General features: G+C 46.3%; 19 protein-coding genes. 9 read left to right on the forward strand and 10 right to left on the reverse strand.

Translation table 11 applies throughout. From position 1 onward, the window contains the following. Positions 1 to 40: 40 nt before the first annotated feature. The 8 genes from E5355_RS01465 to mraZ form a co-directional block, all read right to left on the reverse strand. Positions 41 to 1,366, reverse strand: coding sequence for an FtsW/RodA/SpoVE family cell cycle protein (locus E5355_RS01465; protein WP_136008873.1), 1,326 nt, complete (start codon positions 1,364 to 1,366; stop codon positions 41 to 43). Positions 1,367 to 1,434: 68 nt separating this feature from the next. Continuing rightward, complete coding sequence (gene murD / locus E5355_RS01470) at positions 1,435 to 2,769, reverse strand: UDP-N-acetylmuramoyl-L-alanine--D-glutamate ligase (RefSeq protein ID WP_136008874.1); 1,335 nt, start codon at positions 2,767 to 2,769, stop codon at positions 1,435 to 1,437. 52 nt (positions 2,770 to 2,821) lie between these two features. Continuing rightward, on the reverse strand, positions 2,822 to 4,090 hold the full coding sequence (gene mraY / locus E5355_RS01475) for a phospho-N-acetylmuramoyl-pentapeptide-transferase (protein WP_136008875.1): 1,269 nt from the start codon (positions 4,088 to 4,090) through the stop codon (positions 2,822 to 2,824). A gap of 96 nt (positions 4,091 to 4,186) precedes the next feature. Then, a complete protein-coding gene (locus tag E5355_RS01480) occupies positions 4,187 to 5,635 on the reverse strand; it encodes a UDP-N-acetylmuramoyl-L-alanyl-D-glutamate--2,6-diaminopimelate ligase (RefSeq protein WP_136008876.1) in 1,449 nt (482 codons plus the stop codon). A 45-nt stretch (positions 5,636 to 5,680) separates the two neighbouring features. Beyond that, a complete protein-coding gene (locus E5355_RS01485) occupies positions 5,681 to 7,819 on the reverse strand; it encodes a penicillin-binding protein (RefSeq protein ID WP_136008877.1) in 2,139 nt (712 codons plus the stop codon). A gap of 86 nt (positions 7,820 to 7,905) precedes the next feature. Continuing rightward, positions 7,906 to 8,256: an FtsL-like putative cell division protein gene (locus E5355_RS01490; RefSeq protein WP_136008878.1), complete on the reverse strand. Its 351-nt coding sequence runs from the start codon at positions 8,254 to 8,256 to the stop codon at positions 7,906 to 7,908. Positions 8,257 to 8,262: 6 nt separating this feature from the next. Next, complete coding sequence (rsmH, locus tag E5355_RS01495; RefSeq protein ID WP_136008981.1) at positions 8,263 to 9,186, reverse strand: 16S rRNA (cytosine(1402)-N(4))-methyltransferase RsmH; 924 nt, start codon at positions 9,184 to 9,186, stop codon at positions 8,263 to 8,265. 10 nt (positions 9,187 to 9,196) lie between these two features. Next, on the reverse strand, positions 9,197 to 9,673 hold the full coding sequence (gene mraZ, locus E5355_RS01500; protein WP_136008879.1) for a division/cell wall cluster transcriptional repressor MraZ: 477 nt from the start codon (positions 9,671 to 9,673) through the stop codon (positions 9,197 to 9,199). Positions 9,674 to 9,865: 192 nt separating this feature from the next. On the opposite strand from mraZ, the gene E5355_RS19300 reads away from it, so the two are divergent. Next, positions 9,866 to 10,015 carry a hypothetical protein gene (locus tag E5355_RS19300; RefSeq protein ID WP_168354254.1) on the forward strand — a complete coding sequence of 50 codons (150 nt, stop codon included), beginning with the start codon at positions 9,866 to 9,868 and terminating at the stop codon, positions 10,013 to 10,015. Positions 10,016 to 10,146: 131 nt separating this feature from the next. Here E5355_RS19300 and E5355_RS01505 read toward each other — a convergent pair whose 3' ends face one another. Beyond that, positions 10,147 to 10,650 (reverse strand): RNA polymerase sigma factor, encoded by a 504-nt coding sequence (locus E5355_RS01505; protein ID WP_136008880.1) that lies wholly within the window; start codon positions 10,648 to 10,650, stop codon positions 10,147 to 10,149. Between the two features lie 561 nt (positions 10,651 to 11,211). Here E5355_RS01505 and E5355_RS01510 point away from each other — a divergent pair. From E5355_RS01510 to E5355_RS01530, 5 genes are all read left to right on the forward strand, one after another. Continuing rightward, positions 11,212 to 12,030 (forward strand): 1-acyl-sn-glycerol-3-phosphate acyltransferase, encoded by an 819-nt coding sequence (locus E5355_RS01510; protein ID WP_136008881.1) that lies wholly within the window; start codon positions 11,212 to 11,214, stop codon positions 12,028 to 12,030. Between the two features lie 44 nt (positions 12,031 to 12,074). After that, positions 12,075 to 13,052 carry a GNAT family N-acetyltransferase gene (locus tag E5355_RS01515; protein WP_136008882.1) on the forward strand — a complete coding sequence of 326 codons (978 nt, stop codon included), beginning with the start codon at positions 12,075 to 12,077 and terminating at the stop codon, positions 13,050 to 13,052. Positions 13,053 to 13,463: 411 nt separating this feature from the next. Beyond that, the gene (locus E5355_RS01520) at positions 13,464 to 13,739 is read left to right on the forward strand and encodes a hypothetical protein (RefSeq protein WP_136008883.1); all 276 of its coding nucleotides are present in this window, start codon (positions 13,464 to 13,466) and stop codon (positions 13,737 to 13,739) included. Between the two features lie 79 nt (positions 13,740 to 13,818). Next, positions 13,819 to 14,937, forward strand: a complete 1,119-nt coding sequence (locus tag E5355_RS01525; protein ID WP_136008884.1) for a 6-bladed beta-propeller — start codon at positions 13,819 to 13,821, stop codon at positions 14,935 to 14,937. Next, positions 14,934 to 15,476 (forward strand): hypothetical protein, encoded by a 543-nt coding sequence (locus E5355_RS01530; RefSeq protein WP_136008885.1) that lies wholly within the window; start codon positions 14,934 to 14,936, stop codon positions 15,474 to 15,476. Before E5355_RS01525 ends, E5355_RS01530 begins: the two co-directional genes overlap by 4 nt. A gap of 18 nt (positions 15,477 to 15,494) precedes the next feature. On the opposite strand, the gene E5355_RS01535 is transcribed toward E5355_RS01530, so the two are convergent. Continuing rightward, positions 15,495 to 16,823 carry a deoxyguanosinetriphosphate triphosphohydrolase gene (locus E5355_RS01535; protein WP_136008886.1) on the reverse strand — a complete coding sequence of 443 codons (1,329 nt, stop codon included), beginning with the start codon at positions 16,821 to 16,823 and terminating at the stop codon, positions 15,495 to 15,497. 305 nt (positions 16,824 to 17,128) lie between these two features. Between E5355_RS01535 and dut the strand changes: the two genes are divergently transcribed. The 3 genes from dut (at position 17,129) to E5355_RS01550 (ending at position 20,128) form a co-directional block, all read left to right on the forward strand. After that, complete coding sequence (gene dut / locus E5355_RS01540) at positions 17,129 to 17,563, forward strand: dUTP diphosphatase (protein ID WP_136008982.1); 435 nt, start codon at positions 17,129 to 17,131, stop codon at positions 17,561 to 17,563. A gap of 143 nt (positions 17,564 to 17,706) precedes the next feature. After that, complete coding sequence (locus E5355_RS01545; RefSeq protein ID WP_136008887.1) at positions 17,707 to 19,560, forward strand: tetratricopeptide repeat protein; 1,854 nt, start codon at positions 17,707 to 17,709, stop codon at positions 19,558 to 19,560. Further along, positions 19,535 to 20,128 carry a DUF4292 domain-containing protein gene (locus tag E5355_RS01550; RefSeq protein ID WP_136008888.1) on the forward strand — a complete coding sequence of 198 codons (594 nt, stop codon included), beginning with the start codon at positions 19,535 to 19,537 and terminating at the stop codon, positions 20,126 to 20,128. Before E5355_RS01545 ends, E5355_RS01550 begins: the two co-directional genes overlap by 26 nt. Positions 20,129 to 20,135 lie beyond the last annotated feature (7 nt).

A 20,135-nucleotide genomic window follows, 5' to 3' on the forward strand; every position in this document is an offset into this window, starting at 1 on the left:
CCTCTTCTCCCTACGGGAGAGGGGTTGGAGGGAGAGGCCGTCATTCAAACTCCGTATCATTGTTCAGTGCCTTTGCCGTCGGTTCGGCGGCAGTCTGTGCTTCGCTGTCGGCCGGTTGCTCCAGGGGGACTGTATTTCCGGCATCCACCAGCATCGATACTTGTGCATCGTGCATCCGTTGTTCTTCCAGCTTGGCTGTATATCGGCTGACACTCAGTATCATGCCGATATATATACAGTTGATGATGGTGGAGGTTCCTCCGCGGCTGATAAGCGGTAAGGGCTGTCCCGTAACGGGTGCCAGACCAACAGCCACCATCATATTGAACATGGCTTGTGTCACCAGTAGCAAGGCAATGCCTATGACAAGGAAAGCCGGGAAGGTACGGTTGCATTTTTTTGCGATACGTCCCGCCCTTATCAGCAGAATGATGTAGAGCAGTACTACGATGGCAGCGGGAAGTAACCCCAATTCTTCTACAATGATGGCGAAGATAAAGTCGGAGTAGGCTTGGCTCAGGAAGTCCCGTTGAACGGAGTTCCCCGGTCCCTTGCCCAGAATGTGGCTGGTTGCCATGGCTATGCGTGCGTGTCCCACTTGTGCGTCGCGGTCAATGTCGAATTTGGCTGCGGGCACCTCTTCGGAGCTAACAAATTTCTCGATGCGTGTGCGCCAAGTGTCGAAACGGTGTAGGAAACGGCTGTCCACGTCCTTGGTCAGTTCCAGGAAAAGCACACCTGCCACGGCGATACCCAAGAGGATGCTTGTCAGTATCGTTATCTTCTTGGCGGCAATGCGTCCGATGAACATCATCAGATACACCACTCCGAAGAGTAGCGCTGCAGTGGAGAAGTTCTCCGGGAAGATGAGCAGACAGAACAAACCGGTAATTCCCATGATGTATTTGAAGGCTTTGGGATTTGCTCCCTCTTCGGTTTGTCCCCTTGAAAGGTTGTAGGCGGTGGCTATCATCACAGTCATCTTGGCAAATTCAGATGGCTGGAACTGTATGCCAAGCAATTTTATCCATCGTCCTGCATCATTGGTCTTTTCGATAACCAGCACTCCGGCTATGCTTAGGTCGTTGCACACCAACAGCATGATTAGGAAAATAAGTGTAGGTATGAACAGCAAGTAAGGAATGCCTTGAAACCATTTGTAGGGGATGTTGTGGAACAGCACCACGAACAAGGTGCCTATCATTAGGAAGATGGTGTGGCGCGTGATGGGCCCCCAGTGGTTGCCACTTTGATAGACTAGCGTGCTCGATGCACTGAACACCTCTATTATGGAGATGAGGCAAAGAAAGAGGAAAATCATCCAAATCACTTTGTCCCCTTTGAATATGCTCTTTAATAAATCCAATGCTTCGCAAATTAAAAATTAATAATTAAAGTATTAAAAGTTGCCGTTCTTGTTACGGCATCCGTAACTTATAGAGCCCTGACACATGCTTTGAATTGGTCGCCGCGGTCCTCATAGCTCTTGAAGAGATCGAAGGAGGCACAGCAAGGGCTAAGCAACACAGTTTCACCTTTCTTTGCCAGTTTGAAGGCTGCTTCTACGGCATCCTTCATGCCGGTCTGAACATCAGCTACGGGCAATCCCAGGCGGTCGAAGAAGTCGTGTAACTTTTCGTTGTGCAATCCCAAATATACCAGGGCGGAACACTTTTCGCGTACAAGGTCTTCGATTTCCGTATAATTGTTTCCTTTGTCCTTACCACCAAGGATAAGTACGGTTTTGCCAGCCATGCTTTGCAGGGCATACCAGCAGGAGTTTACGTTCGTTGCCTTGGAATCGTTGATGAAGTTCACGCCACGTATGGTGGCTACTTTCTCCAGCCGGTGTTCCACTCCCTTGAAGTCGGACAAGGCCTTGCGGATATATTCTTTCCGGATGCCGGCTAAATTGGCCGAGATGCCGGCGGCTAACGAATTGTATAGGTTGTGTGTACCGTGAAGCGCCAATTCCTCCTGCTCCATGTTGAAAGCTATCGGTTCGTTGATTTCCACTTCACCGTCTTCCACGTATGCGATGGCCCCGTCTTCCTTTACGGCAGCAAACGGGTAGAGATGGGCGCGAAGGCCATGCTTGTCCAGTTCGCGTTTGATGATGGGGTCGTCGTTCCAGAAGATAAAAGCATCTTCCGGTGTCTGATTTTGAGTGATGCGGAATTTGGCGTCCACATATTTTTGCATGCAGTGGTCGTAGCGGTCCAAGTGGTCCGGAGTGATGTTCATCAGTACGGCAATGTTGGCACGGAAGTTATACATATTGTCCAGCTGGAAGGAACTCAACTCAATGACGTAGTAATCATGCTGCTCTGTGGCCACCTGCAAAGCCAGACTGTTGCCGATGTTGCCGGCGAGGCCGACGTTCAGGCCTGCACTTTTGAAGATGTGATAAATGAGCGAGGTGGTTGTTGTCTTTCCGTTCGAGCCGGTGATACAGACCATCTTTGCATTAGTGTATCGTCCCGCAAACTCTATCTCAGAGATGACGGGCGTACCTTTTTCCTTTAATTTCATAATGAGCGGAGCGTCGTTGGGGATACCGGGGCTTTTCACTACTTCGTCAGCATTCAGAATCAGCTCTTCTGTGTGGTGTTCCTCTTCCCAGGCAATGCCGTATTTATCCAGCAGTTCCTTGTATTTGTCTTTGATGGCGGACATGTCGGAGACGAACGTGTCGAAACCTTTCACTTTGGCCAGTATGGCAGCACCTGCGCCGCTTTCGCCAGCTCCTAATACTACAATTCTACTCATAATCTTTATATACTAATATGTCAATGTGGGAAATGTGCGGATGCACCCCGCATTATCTGATTTTTAATGTTATAATCGTTATCGCTGCCAATACAATCGTCACAATCCAGAAGCGGATGGTGATTTTGGATTCATGGAACAACTTGTCTGGTTTGGTGAATACCACGCTGCATCCTGGCTCTATCTGGTTCATGGAGGTGCGGAAGTGGTCGTGTATTGGCGTTCGCTTGAAGAGGCGTTGCTTCACGCCTTTCCGCTTGCCTGCCTTGTAGTAGAAGCGTTGCAGGATGACCGAGAGGTTCTCCACGAGGAAGATACCGCAAAGGATGGGTATCAGCAGTTCCTTGTGAATAATGATGGCATATACTGCGATGATTCCTCCAATGGTCAGGCTGCCCGTATCACCCATGAATACTTGGGCCGGATAGGCATTGTACCACAAGAAGCCGATAAGCGCACCGATAAAGGCGCAGATAAAGATTACCAACTCTTCTGAGCCGGGAATGTACATGATATTCAAGTAACCGGCATATTCAATGTGGCTCGACACGTAGGCGAGTATTCCCAAGGTCAGTCCGATAATGGCGGAGTTTCCTGCTGCCATTCCGTCCATTCCATCATTCAGATTGGCACCGTTGCTGACGGCGGTAACTACGAAAATCGTGATAATCACAAACAGTATCCAACCTACTGTCTGGGCATGTTCACCCATGAAACTCACTAAATCGGCATAATCGAAGTTATTGCTTTTGAAGAATGGGATGGTGGTTTGGGTTGCCTTGATTTCTTTGGCGGCATGCACCACTTCTATCTGTCCGTCCGACTTCTCCATTTCTATGTTCTCGCGGATAACCACCTGCGGACTGAGGTAAAGAGTCAGTCCGACGATAAGTCCTAAACCTACTTGACCGATGATTTTGAACTTGCCGTGCAGCCCTTCCTTGTCTTTTTTGAATATCTTGATGTAGTCGTCGGCAAAGCCAAGCGACCCTAACCAGATTGTGGTAATCAGCATCAATATCATATAAATATTGCTCAATTTACCCAGTAACAAGCAAGGAATGAGTATGGCAAAAATGATGATGACACCGCCCATGCTGGGTACTCCCACTTTGTTCACACCGAATGGGTCGATGTTGGCATCACGTTGCGTCTCGGTAATTTGCTTGCGTTTCAGCAGGTTGATGAACTTGTCTCCCCAAATGCTCGAAATGAGCAATGCCAGAATGATTGCCATCAACGAACGGAAGGATGTATAGCCGAACATGCCCGCACCGGGGAAGTCATATTTGTCTAACCATTGAAATATGTAGTATAACATGATTCTAATTATTTAATTGTTTTAATGTGCCGATATGCTAATTAATAAGGAATGCGGTTTTCTACAATACCACATGGCTATTGGCACATTGGTATATTAGCACATGATCTCATTTAATATTTCTTTATCGTCAAAATGGTGTTTGACACCTTTAATCTCTTGATAATTCTCATGCCCCTTGCCTGCAACGAGAATTACGTCTCCCGGTTGTGCCAGCATGCAGGCTGTTTTGATGGCTTCGCGGCGGTCGGTGATGCTGATGGTTTTCTGCATGTCGTCTTTATCCAGACCTGCCAGCATGTCATTGATGATGTCCTGCGGCTCTTCAAAGCGCGGGTTATCGGAGGTGATGATGACCCGGTCGCTCAAACGGGCAGATTCTTTGGCCATGATGGGGCGCTTTCCCTTGTCGCGGTTGCCACCGGCGCCCACAACGGTAATAACTTTCCCTTTTCCTTCCAGCACTCCGTGAATGGCGTTCAATACATTGACCAGTGCGTCCGGAGTATGTGCATAGTCCACAATGGCGGTGAAGCCTTTCGGTGAACGGATGGTGTCGAAGCGGCCGGTTACCGGATGTAGCGTGCTGAGGGCAACCAGTACATCTTCTTCTTTCTTGCCTAGCAATATGGCGGTACCGAATACTGCCAATAAGTTATAGGCATTGAACTTTCCGATGAAACGCACTGCCAATTCATGGTTGTTGAAGTCAAGTAACATTCCCTCGAAATGGGATTCCAGGATTTTGCCTTTGAAGTCGCTGAGACTACGCAAGGAGTAGGTGTATATTTTTGAACGGCTATTTTGTGTCATCACAAGTCCGTTCTTGTCATCCAGATTGGTCAAGCTGAAAGCTCCTTTTGGCAGTTCGTCGAAGAATTTCTTCTTGGCCTTGAGGTAATTTTCCACTGTCTTATGATAATCTAGGTGGTCGCGGGTCAGATTAGTGAAAACACCACCGGCAAACTTCAGACCGCTGATGCGCTTCTGGGCAATGGAGTGGGAGCTGACTTCCATGAAGGCGTATTTACAGCCGGAATCGGCCATTTTGCCAAGCAGACGATTCAGGGTGATAGGGTCTGGAGTGGTATGTTCGGTCGGTACGGGCTGGTCGTCGATGTAATTGCATACGGTGGAAACCAGTCCGACCTTGTAGCCGAAGTAGCGGAAAGTATTATATAATAAGGTAGCGGTGGTCGTTTTTCCATTGGTTCCGGTCACACCGACAAGTTCCATCTTGGATGTAGGGTCACCATAGAAAGTGGTGGCTACTTTTCCTACAGCATCTTCACTGTCTTTCACCTGAATGTAGGTGATGCCGGTTCTGAGCTCTTCCGGCAATTCCTCACACAATACTGCAACAGCCCCTTTGTCGATAGCAGCCGGGATATAGGCATGTCCGTCGGTCTGTGTACCACGCATGGCCATGAACAGATGTCCGGTTCCTATCAGGCGGGAGTCTATATTCACTCCTGTTATTTCCATGCTTGTATTTCCGATAACCTGAACCGGTTGTATTGTTTTCAACAAATCACTTAATTTCATACCTTATTATATATAATGTATATCCAAATCTTGTTTATTCTCATGTTAACGTAGAGTCAGGGCTATGGTCTGTCCTTTCACTATCCGGCTGCCGCTTGCTATGGATTGGTTCCTCACCCGTCCCACTCCGCTTAGTCTTACTTTCAGTCCTTTGCTCTCTAAAAGGTAGACAGCATCTTTCGCTCCCATACCGACCACGCTGGGCACGGTGCCTGAGGCCGGTTCCCGGTCTTGCAGGATGACTGCTGCCGGGGCAGCTTGTGTATGCCCCCATTGTTCCTTTTTTCTTTCTCCGGAGAACTGTTTCTGAACGGGTACTTTCAAATCGTTCAATACTAGGAGTGCTTCGTTCATCTCTCCGGCTTTCACAGGAGGAATCACATTGGTGGTACTGTCTATAGCATTGCGTATGTCAAAACGCAGGTTTTTGGCATAAACTCTTTCCGCTATTTTCCCAAAGACACTACCTGCCATCAAGCCGCCCGAAGCCGGCAACCCGGGCTTCTGGATGGAAACTATACAACTGTATTTGGGTGCTTCCGAAGGGAAATAGCCGCAGAAACTTACCAGATAGTTCACGCGTCCCGCTTTATATCCGGCTGCTCCTTGTGAAATCTGTGCCGTACCCGTCTTGCCTGATACGGAGAACTGTTTGCTGCCGGCAGGTTTTGCCAGTCCTTGTGACACCACTTTCTGAAGGATTTCACGGATTTGTGTCAGGGTACGGTCGGAACATATCTTGGAATTGATTACTTCCGTAGGATATTCTTTCACTACCTCACCGTCCTTTACCGCTGCTTTCACAAACTTGGGGCGTACCATGGTTCCGTTGTTGGCTATGGCATTGTAGAAGGTCAGTATGTTTATGGGAGGTATCTGGGTCTCGTAACCGATACTCATCCATGGCAAAGTCGTTTTGGCAAAATAACGTTCTTTAGGTCCTTTGATGTTGGGCTTCCCTTCGCCGGGTATTTGCAGATGAAGCGGCTGGTTGAGGCTCATACGCTTCAAACCGTCCACGAACTTCTGCGGATTATCCTTGTAGTACTTGTCGATGAGGTAGGAGACACCCACATTGGAAGAAACTTCCAGAATACGTGTCACATCTATCTTTCCGTAACCTCCCCGGCGCCAGTTGTGATCTCTCATCTTACTGCCGTACATATTCATAATGCCGTTGCCCGTGTCTACTTCGGTATCCGGGGTTATTTTCCCGTCTTCCAGTGCCACCATAATGGAGGCTGTCTTAAAGGTGGAGCCCGGTTCCAACATATCGCTGATGGCATTACTGTTCATTTCATAGTAATTGCCGTCCCCGGCTTTCATCATGTTGACAATGGCCTTTATTTCTCCGGTAGCCACTTCCATCAGTACGGCTACTCCGACGTTGGCATTGATTTCCTTCAGCTTGTCCACCAGAGCTTTTTCGCAGATGTCCTGCATGCCTACGTCGAGGGTGGATATGATGTCACAACCGTCTATCGGGGGAATGTCTACGATGTCCAGGTATTTGTTCATCACCTTCTGGCGGTGGGTAATACCGTTCCGTCCTTTCAGTAGGGTATCGAAGGCCAACTCAATGCCGTTGCGGGCTCCCATGGCCGTATCGGCATAAAGACGGCCCAAGGTTTGGGCAGCCAAAGAACCGAATGGTTTTTTACGCTGGTTATATGTCTGTTCGTGAAAACCGCCTTTATATTTGTTCATTTTGAATACGGGTAACCGCTTGGCTTCCTTATACTGAATGTAAGAGATGCGCCGGTTGCGGTTGGGAAGAATGTTGTAGTTCCGGCTCTTCATTTCCCGCCCCTTGCGCAGATGGTTTTTGAAGGTGGCAGTACTGATGTCCGGAAAAATTTGATGAAGCCCGATACAGATAGAATCGAAATTGGCTTTCCAGATAGAATCCTTACGCTGTTGGTCTTTTTTGCGGCGCTTCTCATCTCTTTCGCTCGACATAAAATCCATGAAGATTTTGTATTCCGGCAGAGAACTTGCCATCAGTTTGCCATCCGAGGACAGAATATTTCCCCGGTTGGGCTTTACCGTTACATTCTCTTTTACGAAGCGGTCGGCTACATCGTGCCAGTACTGTCGCTCGGCAAACATAATCATGGCGCCTTTCACGACAATAGCTATCCCCGTCAGCCCTATGAGTAGGACGACGAAGAAGTAACGGTTCATTATGTTTTTTTGATTTACAGCCAATGTTATTTACGATTTAACGATTTACGATGTACTATTGAAATTACTTTATTCTCAATTCTCCATTATTTTAGTAAGTACGGCGGATTAGTGGAAGTCTGCAAATCGCTTTCTTTGGTGGCGATATATTCCTCGATGCGCGATTGGCGGCTCCGTTCCATCAATTCTGAACTACGTGTCAAGGCGTCGTACTTGATGTCTATCAGCTCTTTTTTAAGATTGTCTATCTCAATCAGCTGCAGTTGGCATTCGTAACGGTTGTTGATGTAAATAATGATAAGCACTATGATAAGGAACAGCAATCCGGCTTGGCGGCGAAAGAAGTCTGTGGCCAGTATGTCGCCTCCGATGATGTTCTTCAGTGAGGTGCGTTTTTTCACCTTCTCCGTATTCTTTTCTTCTTGCTTCTTTTCCATTGCTAGTCACTGATTGTTCATTACTTTTTCTGCAATTCTCAGTTTGGCACTTCGCGAACGCGGATTGCGTTCTATCTCTTCCTTGTCCGGTACGATTACTTTGTTGTTGACCAGCCGGAACGGGGTCAGCACATTCCCGAAGAAATCTTTTTCGGCTTTGCCTTCCACATTGCCGGTTTTCATGATATTCTTCACTATACGGTCTTCCAAGGAGTGATAGGTTATCACCACTAGGCGACCTCCCGGCTTTAGTGCTTTTGTTGCTGCATATAGCATTTCCTTCAGTGCCTCCATTTCTTGGTTTACTTCAATGCGCAATGCTTGAAATACCTTTGCCAGTTCTTTCTTCTCACGTTCGCGGTCGAAGAGTGGCTTAACGATTTCCAAGAATTCACCGATGGTGGCAATTCTCTGCGTTGCCCGTGCCTTGACAATGACAGATGCCAGTTTCCGGCTGTTTTTCAGCTCGCCATACAAATAAAAGATATCGGCCAGCTTTCCTTCTTCGCAAGTATTTACAATGTCGGCAGCAGTCAGGCCGGCACGCTTGTTCATACGCATATCCAGTGCCCCGTCGAAACGGAAGGAGAATCCCCGTTCGCTGTCATCAAAATGATGGGAAGATACGCCGAGGTCGGCAAGTATGGCATCCACTTTTTCAATGCCGTGATAGCGTAGGAAGTTGTGCAGGTAGCGGAAGTTGCTGCGTACGAATGTAAAATGCGGGTTGTTCACAATGTTGCGTTCCGCATCCTCGTCCTGGTCGAAGCTTAACAGCCGGCCGCCGTCTTCCAGACGTGACAGTATCTCGCGCGAATGCCCTCCTCCGCCAAACGTCACGTCTACATACGTGCCGTCCGGGCGGATGTTCATTGCATCTACGCTTGGCATCAGCAATACGGGGGTATGATATGTTATTTCTTCTTTCATCATCTGTTGTTTATAGCTTGTTTTCGTCACAACAAATATTTTCGTCTCCCAACAGTTCTTCAAGAGCCTCGCCGAACTCGTCGGGGGTCATGAATGGTTGGTCGGCACGTTCCTTGGCCCAAATCTCTATAGTGTTGTCCACGCCAATGAAGCGGACATCACTTTGTATACCCGCCATTTGCAGGTAACGTTTGGGGAGCAGGATGCGTCCGTTCCCGTCAGGGGTCACGACTTCCGCGTCACTTACGAACTGGCGGAAAATCATTTGTTGCTTGGCGTTCCATTTATTCAGCCGGTGGCGAAGTTGGTTTTGAGTGGCAAACCATACACTTTCCGGGTAGAGCACCAGGCAATCCTGATACACGTCCTTGCGCAATACGAGTCTTTCTTCAGAAGCGGCCTGCAGCTGTTTCCGGAAAGTAGCAGGGATGAAAACTCTTCCTTTTGCATCTGCCTTAGCCTCGATGTTGCCTAAGAATTGTATCATTTTTTACCTTATTATAATAAGCGACGGTAAAAGTACGCATTTCCCCACAATTCCCCACAATCTTTTGACTAAAATCTTAAGAAGAAGTTTTCAACACCTTGTTGATAGTTTATTCGTTTGATAATGAAGCTACTTTTGAAATGCTTTGCTGGTGGGGGATTTGTGCGGTTTCTCTAAAAAAACAGTGAGGAGATGATGGCTTTCAGGATGAAAATCAGGCTGAGTAAGCAGGCAGGAGATGTGTCGGGTGGAAAGGCGGTCACACGGGCATTTGGATGCTGCCGCACCGCACATTGGCTGAGACTGTACGTAGGGTCGCACCTGTGCACCGGAGCCACATAGCATGGATATCCCCGGTGTAGGCATATGTTTCTCTTTAGGTATCTTGATTGGTGTCTTATGATTGCCCAAGATAAACGTGTTTACTTTTTATTCGGCCAATCGATAAACAATTCTTTGTTGGTCCTACTCTTTTATCTGAAATCTTTCAGTTCTTGTTGCAGTTTCTGGCGGGTAAAGAAGATGCGGCTTTTTACTGTTCCAAGTGGGAGTCCCAGCTTTTCTGCGATTTCACGATACTTGAAACCGGAAACGTGCATGGAGAAAGGAATCTTGTACTCACGTGGCAGGGCATTGACAATGCGGTGCATTTCTTTCAGGTCGTAGGCGCTCTCTGTGCTGTCGAGTGCGAGGTCATGTGGCGTGTTCAGGTGATAGAGGTTGTCTGTGGTATCTACAAACGTCTGGTCGCGTACCACTTTGCGGTAATTGTTGATGAAAATATTGCGCATGATGGTATATATCCATCCTTTAAAGTTGGTATCAGGTGTATATTTCTCTTCATTGTCCAGAGCTTTTAATGATGTCTCTTGAAGCAGGTCGTTGGCCTCTTCGCGGTTGGAGGTTAATTTGTATGCAAAGCGTAATAAGTCGTTTTGAACTCCGAGCAGGTCTTGGGTAAATGTTCTGTTATTCATAATGGATATTTTTAAAATTATCGTTCGTTTTATTGATGATGCAAAACTACGGGTGATTCTTCTTTCTGGCAGGTGGAAATCAAACTTCTTTTGAGCTAAAATCTAACAATTGGCAGTTTTCGGGTGGTTTTAGTTAGTTTTCAGTGCATTGTTTTTATGCGTTTCTTTCAATTTGATTCCTATAAATGAAATCTATCAGTTTGTTGTGGTTTCTTGTTGTATTGGGGGTAAGTTGCAGCCGGCTGGTTATGAAGGAATTTAAATAGAACTTAATCCGGTGTGCGACCAAGAATAGCTATCCTGATTTTGTATATGATATTATCGTGGAAGCGTAACGGCTTGAATGAGTTTATGCGCGAAATATAAGAGATGAGGCGATGATGGAGAAGGGAATCTTGAATTCCGGGCAGATGGATTTCGAACACACTTTCGGGGGGAGAAACTGTCGATTGATAGTTTTTAGGTGCTATTTGATAGATTTTGGGTGCAGTTTTCTGTCATTTTTTTGCGATTAATTAAAAAGATAAGTTAATTTTGCGCATTCATTTCATCAAAAGAAGAATGGCTGACGACTCTTTATTTTTGATTGACATAGACAAAATACTTCGGGAAAAGGCTCCGAAGCAGTCTAAGTATATCCCCAAGTTCGTGGTTTCTTATTTGAAGCATATCGTTCATCAAAAGGAATTGAATGTCTTTTTGCGGGAGTCGAAAGATAAAGTCGGTGTAGATTTTCTGAAGGCTTGTCTGGAGTTCCTTGATGCCAATATTGTGGTAAAGGGGGAGGAGAATCTGCCTAAAGAAGGACTTTATACTTTTGTATCCAACCATCCTTTGGGTGGGCAGGACGGAGTGGCGTTGGGTTATGTCCTGGGCACCTTTTATGGTGGCAAGGTGAAATATATGGTCAACGACTTGCTGATGAACCTGCACGGACTGGCACCGCTCTGCATCCCCATTAACAAGACGGGAAAGCAGGCCAAGGACTTCCCGAGGATGGTGGAGGCGGGATTTGCTTCGGATAATCAGCTCATCATGTTTCCCGCAGGGCTCTGTTCGCGTAGGCAGAATGGGGTCATCCGTGACTTGGATTGGAAAAAGACCTTTATCGTGAAGAGTGTCGAAGCCCACCGTGATGTAGTTCCCATCCACTTCGAGGGGCGGAACTCCAACTTCTTTTATAATCTTGCCAATTTTTGTAAGATGTTGGGCATCAAGTTCAATATAGCCATGCTCTACTTGGCAGATGAAATGCTGAAGAACCGTCATAAGACATTTACCATCACCATAGGGAAACCTATCCCCTGGCAAACTTTCGACAAATCGAAAACTCCGGCCGGATGGGCGCAATATGTGAAGGATATTGTATATAAATTGTAGAGAGACTGTATTTGTATTTAAAGAAGAACTACTAACAAAGAAATATGGAAGATGTAATTGCACCGATAAGCAAGGAACTGCTGAAAGCGGAGTTGACTGAGGAGAAGCGCCTGCGTATGACTAATAGAAGTCATAACCAGATATATATCATTACTGCCCAAGACTCTCCGAATACCATGAAGGAAATCGGCCGTTTGCGCGAGATTGCATTCCGCGCTGCGGGAGGAGGAACGGGCAAGTCAATGGATATTGACGAATATGACATCATGGACAACCCGTACAAGCAGCTCATTGTATGGAATCCGGAAGCCGAAGAAATCTTGGGAGGATACCGTTATATCTTGGGTACGGATGTGCGTTTCGACGCGCAGGGAGCTCCTATTCTGGCCACTGCCCACATGTTCAACTTCTCGGACAAGTTCCTGAAGGATTATCTTCCTATGACTATCGAGCTGGGGCGGTCTTTTGTTACGTTGGAGTATCAGTCTACGCGTACCGACAGTAAGGGACTGTTTGCATTGGATAATCTGTGGGATGGCTTGGGCGCACTGACGGTAGTCATGCCCAATGTGAAATATTTCTTCGGAAAGGTGACCATGTATCCCAGCTATCACCGTCAGAGCCGTGATAAGATTCTTTATTTCCTTCGGAAGCATTTTGCCGATAAGGACAATTTGATTACTCCGATGAAACCGTTGATTCTGGAATCGGACGAGAATGAATTGGATGCTCTCTTCTGTAAAGAATCTTTTAAGGAAGACTATAAGATTTTGAATTGTGAAATCCGTAAGGTGGGTTACAATATTCCTCCGTTGGTGAATGCCTATATGAGTCTTAGCCCTACCATGCGCATGTTCGGTACAGCCATCAATTACGGTTTCGGTGATGTGGAGGAAACGGGCATCTTGATTGCTGTGGACGAGATTCTGGCAGATAAGCGTATCCGTCACATCGAGTCATTCATAGCGAACGAACCGGAGGCGTGCAAGTTTACGTCGGGAGCGAATAAGGTAGTTTCTTGAAAGAAATATCAGAGAGAATAGTGTGAAGCGTAGCAAACCGGCTGAAAGGCCGTTTGCTACGCTTTTCCTGTTTTAAAGTCAGACTCGACCGGTTTTGGTAAGTGACTTTTCCTAAGAAGTTGTTGGGATGAGATTCAATAGGTTTTAAAGAGGTGCCGTATGGTTTCAAGTATGATTTATCACAAGCAGATAGACATCATGAATATCAATGGCTGGCTCAGACGATTAATCTGGGCGCATCATCCGCCTATACCTGAATGTTCTATTTATTGTGTTCCCAATGCTTGTAATGGGATTGCCAATCTTAAAATATAGTCTGAATATTTGCATATCTTGTTTATTTTGTTTATTTTGTTTATTTTGTTTATTTTGTTTATGTTTATATTACTAATCTTTTAAAAAGGAGGTATTATGAAAAGCATTATGAAGGTTTTGTTTGCATTGTTTGGGCTAATATTGGTAGGAGCAAATGTTTATTCTTTACAAAGAGGTAATGTTGCTGAGCAAAATATAGAGAGCTTGTCTGTTGCCAGTGCTAAAACGGGAACTCCTATTGTTCGCCGAGTGAATTTTGAAGTATCAGAAACAGTGACGACTTTTGATGAAATTACAACTTGTATGTCTGGAACATCGCAGATTTGTAATGCAGGTACGGTTCATGTTATAGTTTCTAATCCCCGTAATTGACTTTGTTGTGGTTGAAAAGATAGAGGGTATGCTGCTTGTGATATTAAGGCATACCCTTCATTTTTAAATTTGTATATTTATGAAGCATCTACTTTTTTTAATGTTAGCACCTTTTATGTGCTTATCTTGTGGTAATAAGGGACATAAAGACTTACAAACAGCTTATTCGATGAATTTGGATACTGCCTTGCAGCTATTGCCGGAAATAACAGATGTGGAATGTATTCCTTTGGAGACGAACGATGCATCGCTGATTGCTGATATAGACAAGGTGTTGTATTGCAATAAAACGTTTTATGTCTTTGATAAAGTAGGGAAAAAGGTTCTATTGTTCGATAGACAGGGGAATTTCTTAAAATCCATTCATAAGATAGGGCAAGGACCTGGTGAATATAGCGAACCGTGTGATATGGATGTTGACGGGGAAGGAAATATTTATTTGGCGGATTGGGCTACCCAAAGTATCATTATGTATAGAAGTGGTGATGAAAATAATTATGAGGTCAATCGGATAGGAGCATATTTCCTTGATTTTGCGGTAGTAGGAAATTCAGTCTATCTGGGGCTTGTCTATCAAGAAGGAGAGGCTCGCCAGAATTTGGTAGTTTGGAGTAAGGAAAAAGAAAAGACTATGGTGTTGAAGAACAATCTTTTGCTGGAAGGTAATAAATTGCCTTATAGAGCCAAACATTATATTTTTCGTTCAGATGATAAAGTGTATTATTATGAGCGTTTTAATTCGTATATTTATCGGTTGGAGGAAGGTAAGGCTGATTCCTGTATCAGTTTCTCTTCCAAGAAGATTCCAACGGAAGAAGAGGTGAAATTGTGGGCGCAAAGCGATCCGGAAGAACAGATTCAGAAAAGTTTTCAATATATAGCGGATGTGTCTGCTTGCTATGAGACTGATGACTGTATCTTTATTGTTTTCCAATCAATTCCTGCCAGCTATGGTATGATTGATAAGAAAAGTGGAATGAAATATTATGTGAGTTCCAAAGATGTGGCAAGCATTCCGGCTATGGGCGTTTGTGCGATAGCAGAACAATCTTTTGTTTCTTATTTTAATCCGGCAGATAAAAAAGCGGAAAAAGTGCTTCATGCAATTTCTGATACGAAGAAAGTGGAAAAGTTGCGTGCTTTGCCAGAAGATGCCAATCCGGTTCTTTTACTCTTTAAATTTAAGAATAGAGAATGAGAATTTGTGGTTTGTTGTTTTGCATGATGCTCTTAACCTCTTGTCGGGACGTTGAAAAAGAAAGCAAAATTGCCGATGTGGAAAGTTGGATTGGAAAAGAGATTCAATTTCCAACAGATGGAGTTTTTACTCGTATGGGAAGAGACACTGTGTTCTGTTTCCCAAAGCTTCCTTATACGATAGTCAATTATATTGATTCTGCTGGTTGTGTCGAGTGTAGGCTTCGGGCATTGGAATGGAAGGATTTTATGAATAGATTGGAAATGAAATATCCTGGAATGGTATCACTGCTTTTTTATATTCAGCCAAAAAATATGAAAGAATTGATATGGATTTTGAGGGGAGATGATTTCAGTTATCCGGTTTGTATTGATAAAAACGGAGATTTTAATAAAATGAACCAATTGCCTTCTGATGAGGCCTTTGGAACTTTCCTGTTGAATGCGAACAAGGAAGTTCTGCTTGTTGGTAGCCCGGTTGGCAATAAGTCTTTGGAACGATTATATATGGATGAATTTGAACATTATAGAAAGTTTTAGCTTGTCGGGTGTAGTCTCCTATACCGCCGGCAAGCTATTCCCGTTTATTTTTCTGTAAAGGTCGAGTGCAAATACATCCGTCATTCCGGAGATGTAATCCAATACCGCCTGTATTCTTTCGTAGAGTACAGGCGCTTTTATATTGTACTGGCCCGATACGCGGTTGATGAGCAGTTGCGAATAGGCCTTTTCCGGAGAACATACGGCATCTATCATCAGCTCGAGCAGGGTGCTGATGATGCGGAAACCTGCAAGCTCGATGTCCAGTACGTCGCGTGAGCGGTAAATCCTCTTCATCGAGATGTCTGCACAATGCTTGTAGGCATTGGCGGGCACTTCGGATATATGGTTGATGAGGCTTCCTTCAAATTCTCCTTCCAGAATCTTTTCTTCATTGTCGATAAAGGCTTGCACGCACTCCCCGATAAGCAGCCCGATGACGCTGGAACGCAGATAGGCTATCTGTTCATTGGTATCGCTCACTATCTCCATCGTTTTCAGCCGGTGCGCCTGGCGTTCTTCCGAGAAGTAGGAGAGAAGTAGTTCTTTGGTCTCCTGTGTAGTCAGGATTTTCAGTTTGTGGGCATCTTCGATGTCCATCATCTGGTAGCAGATGTCATCGGCGGCTTCCACCAGATAGACTAGCGGGTGGCGGGCATACTTTAGCGGGTTGTCGTTCAGTTTCTTTATGCCCAGTTCTTCTGCTATACGGCGAAAACTTTCTTCCTCTGTGATGAAGAAGCCGAATTTGGACTTTTTGCCTGCAAGACTTGATGAAAAGGGATATTTCACGATGCTTGCCAGGGTGGAGTAGGTAAGTACGAACCCTCCTTTCCGCCTTCCCGCGAACTGGTGGGTGAGCAGGCGGAACGCATTTGCATTTCCTTCAAAGTGGGTAAGGTCTTCCCATTGCGCGGGTGTCAGTTGTTCTTTCAGGGGCATTCCTTTTCCTTCGGAGAAAAAGGTGGAGATGGCTCGTTCTCCCGAATGTCCGAAAGGGGGATTTCCCAAGTCGTGTGCCAGACAGGCGGCCGAAACGATGGAGCCTATTTCGGTGAGGTAGCTGCCTTGCAGTTCCGGGTGGCGGGCAATGAGGGCTTTCGATATATCGTTGCCTAATGAGCGCCCTACGCATGATACTTCCAGGCTGTGTGTCAATCGGTTGTGAACGAATACACTACCGGGAAGAGGGAATACCTGTGTCTTGTTTTGTAGTCGGCGGAAGGGTGCGGAGAAGACGAGGCGGTCATAGTCCCGTTGGAACTCCGAGCGGTTTTCACGACGTTCCTGATGGAACTCTTCCAGTCCGAAACGTTTGGCAGATATGAGCGTATTCCAATTCATCATGAGGCTATTTACTATTTGACGATTTGATGTTTACGATTGAAGTTACTATTATTTAACTGCAAATGTATCACTATTTTGTGTAAAAAGTCGTATTTTCGCCCAAGTTTGTAGTGAAATGCCACGGCTCTTTCATTTAAAGGAGTCATTAGGGGGTAACTCAATTGAGTTGCTTCTGTTAGCTCCCTAACTTCTTTGAATGAAAGAACCGTAGTGAAACACAAGTGAATCGCGAAACTTGAATTACTCGAACCGTAAGAATAGAAGTAGCTCCAATTGTAAATCGTCAAATCGTAAATAACATCATGCTGAACGTACAAATCATCAATAAATCAAAGCATCCGCTTCCGGCTTATGCCACTGAGTTGTCTGCGGGAATGGATATCCGTGCAAACCTTAATGAACCTATCTCGCTGGCTTCGATGCAGCGCTGCCTGGTGCCTACGGGCCTTTACATCGCTCTTCCGGAAGGATATGAGGCGCAGGTGCGTCCGCGCAGCGGACTGGCCATCAAGAAAGGGATTACCGTGCTGAACTCTCCCGGAACAATCGATGCCGATTACCGGGGAGAAGTCTGTGTGATTCTCGTCAACCTTTCCGCGGAAACCTTTGTTATTGAAGATGGGGAAAGAATTGCCCAGATGGTGATAGCGCGTCATGAGCAGGCAGTCTGGCAGGAAGTGGAAGTGCTGGATGAAACGGAACGTGGTGCCGGAGGCTTCGGACACACAGGTAAAAAATGAATGGATATTGTCTCGTTTGACAGACACTTGTGCTTGTCGGCTCAGACACGGGTGTCTGTCGCAACAAAGGCTTGTATCTGTCACGTCAGACACAAGTGCTTGTCAAACGGGATTTTATAAGTTAAGAATTTGTAGCTAAATAGATGAGAATCAGACTGAAAATATTCATGCTCCTATTGGCGGCCTTTCCCTGGCTCACCTCTTGCGGGGCATTGATTGGGGGAATCGTTGGCGGTATGACGGCCGGTGTGGCTCCCGTTGTCGCATCCCATGCCGCTGCCAAGAAGGAAAAGAAGAAGGCGGCGGGCAGGAAACCGGAACAGCTTCCACCGCAACTCACCCCTGAACAGCAGCGCCGTTACGACTACTTCTTTCTCGAAGCAGCCCGCCTGAAAGTACAGAAAGACTATGACGCGGCTTTCGACATCCTGCAGCATTGCCTGGCAATAAATCCGAACGCTTCATCGGCCTTGTATGAGATGGCCCAATACTACATGTTTCTCAAGCAGGTGCCGTTGGGGCTGGCCGCGTTGGAAAAGGCGGTGGAGAATGCTCCCGACAATTACTGGTATGCCCAGGGACTGGCCAATCTGTATATGCAGCAAAACGAAACGGAGAAAGCCTCTACCTTGCTGGAGGATATGGCGGTACGTTTTTCGGACAAGATGGAGCCGCTGTACAACCTGCTCGAGATTTATAACCGGCAGGAGGAGTATGACAAAGTTATCGGCATACTGAACAAGCTCGAAGAGCGGATGGGTAAGAATGAACAGCTCAGCATGGAGAAGTTCCGCATTTATCTGCAAAAGAAGGACGACAAGAGCGCCTTCCGTGAAATAGAAAGTCTGGTAGAAGAGTATCCCAACGACAGGCGCTATCAAGTGGTGCTGGGGGATGTCTATATGCAGAACGGGAAAAAGCAGGAAGCTTATGAGATTTACAAGAAGGTGCTGGCAGAAGAGCCGGACAATGCAATGGCCATGTACTCATTGGCTTCTTATTACGAAGAAACCGGGCAGAAGGAGCTGCATGAACAGCAACTGGACACGCTGTTGCTGAACAAGAAAGTGGCGTCGGACACCAAACTGAACGTGATGCGGCAGTTCATCGTGCAGAATGAGCAGGCCGGCAAGGACAGCACCCGTGTCATTACCCTTTTCGACCGCATCATGGAGCAAGACCCCGATGAAGCACAATTGCCCTTGCTGTATGCCCAATATCTTCTTTCCAAGGGAATGAACAAGGAGGCCTGGCCGGTTTTGCGCCAGGTACTTGCCATAGACCCTACCAATACGGCAGCGCGTATGACTCTGCTGGGTGAGGCTGTGCGTCAGGAAGACTACAAGGAAATAATGAACTTGTGTGAAGCCGGTGTCGAATCCAATCCCGATATGCTGGAGTTTTATTTCTATCTGGCCATTGCCTATAACCAGGCGGAACGGACGGATGATGCCCTTGCTGTCTGCCAGAAGGCCTTGTCGCACGTCAAGGACGACAGCAGGAAAGAGGTCGTATCAGATTTCTATGCCATTATCGGTGATGCCTGTCACAGCAAGAACCTGCATGCAGAAGCGTATGCGGCTTATGATTCCGCTTTGGTGTACAATCCCTCGAACATCGGTGCCTTGAACAATTACGCATATTACCTTTCCGTAGAACGCCGCGACTTGGACAAGGCGGAAGAGATGAGCTACAAGACAGTGAAAGCCGAACCTGCCAATTCCACCTATCTCGATACATACGCATGGATATTGTTTGTCAAAGGCAATTACGCCGAGGCGCGTCTCTACATAGACGAGGCGATAAAGAACGACAAGGATAGCAGCGACGTGGTCTTGGAGCATTGCGGAGACATTTATTACATGACGGGCGATGCCGAAGGTGCCTTGAAGTATTGGAAGCAAGCCTGGGATAAGGGCAATCGCTCTGATACGTTGAAACAGAAAATACAAAAAAAGAAATATATATCAGATGAAACTAAACCTACTGAACAATAATGATGCAGCAAGGGCATGCCGCCTTTTGTCTTTGCTGATGTTGCTGGCTGTGGGGCTTGCCGGTTGCAAGACTTCGAGCCACTCGGGTGCTCTGTCCGGAGAGTCGGCCTGCCTTTCCTCCAAAGTGCAGCTGACGGTACCTCATAAAGATGCCACTCTTACCGTGAACGGTACGATGAAGCTGAAGAAGAAAGAATGCATGCAGATCTCCTTCCTGATGCCGATACTTCGTACGGAGGTGGCACGTATGGAAGTCACCCCGGATGAGATTCTGCTGGTCGATCGTATGGGAAAGCGTTATGTCCGTGCAACACGTAAGGAACTGAAGAATGTACTGCCCAAGAAGGCAGATTTTGCCCATCTGGAAAAACTGCTTTATGCCGCTTCCAAGCCCAATGGCAAGAAGGTGCTTACCGGCAAGGAACTCGGTATACCCTCTCTGGAAAAGGGAAAGATTGAACTTTCCAACTTCTCGGATAAGCCTTTTGTACTGACTCCTACCCAGCTCTCACAGAAATATAAAGAGGTGGAGCTGGAGGAACTGCTGGAAATGCTGATGGACCTTTGATTAGTTG

The sequence above is a fragment of the Bacteroides muris (ex Afrizal et al. 2022) genome (assembly GCF_004793475.1).
Taxonomy (GTDB): Bacteria; Bacteroidota; Bacteroidia; order Bacteroidales; family Bacteroidaceae; genus Bacteroides; species Bacteroides muris.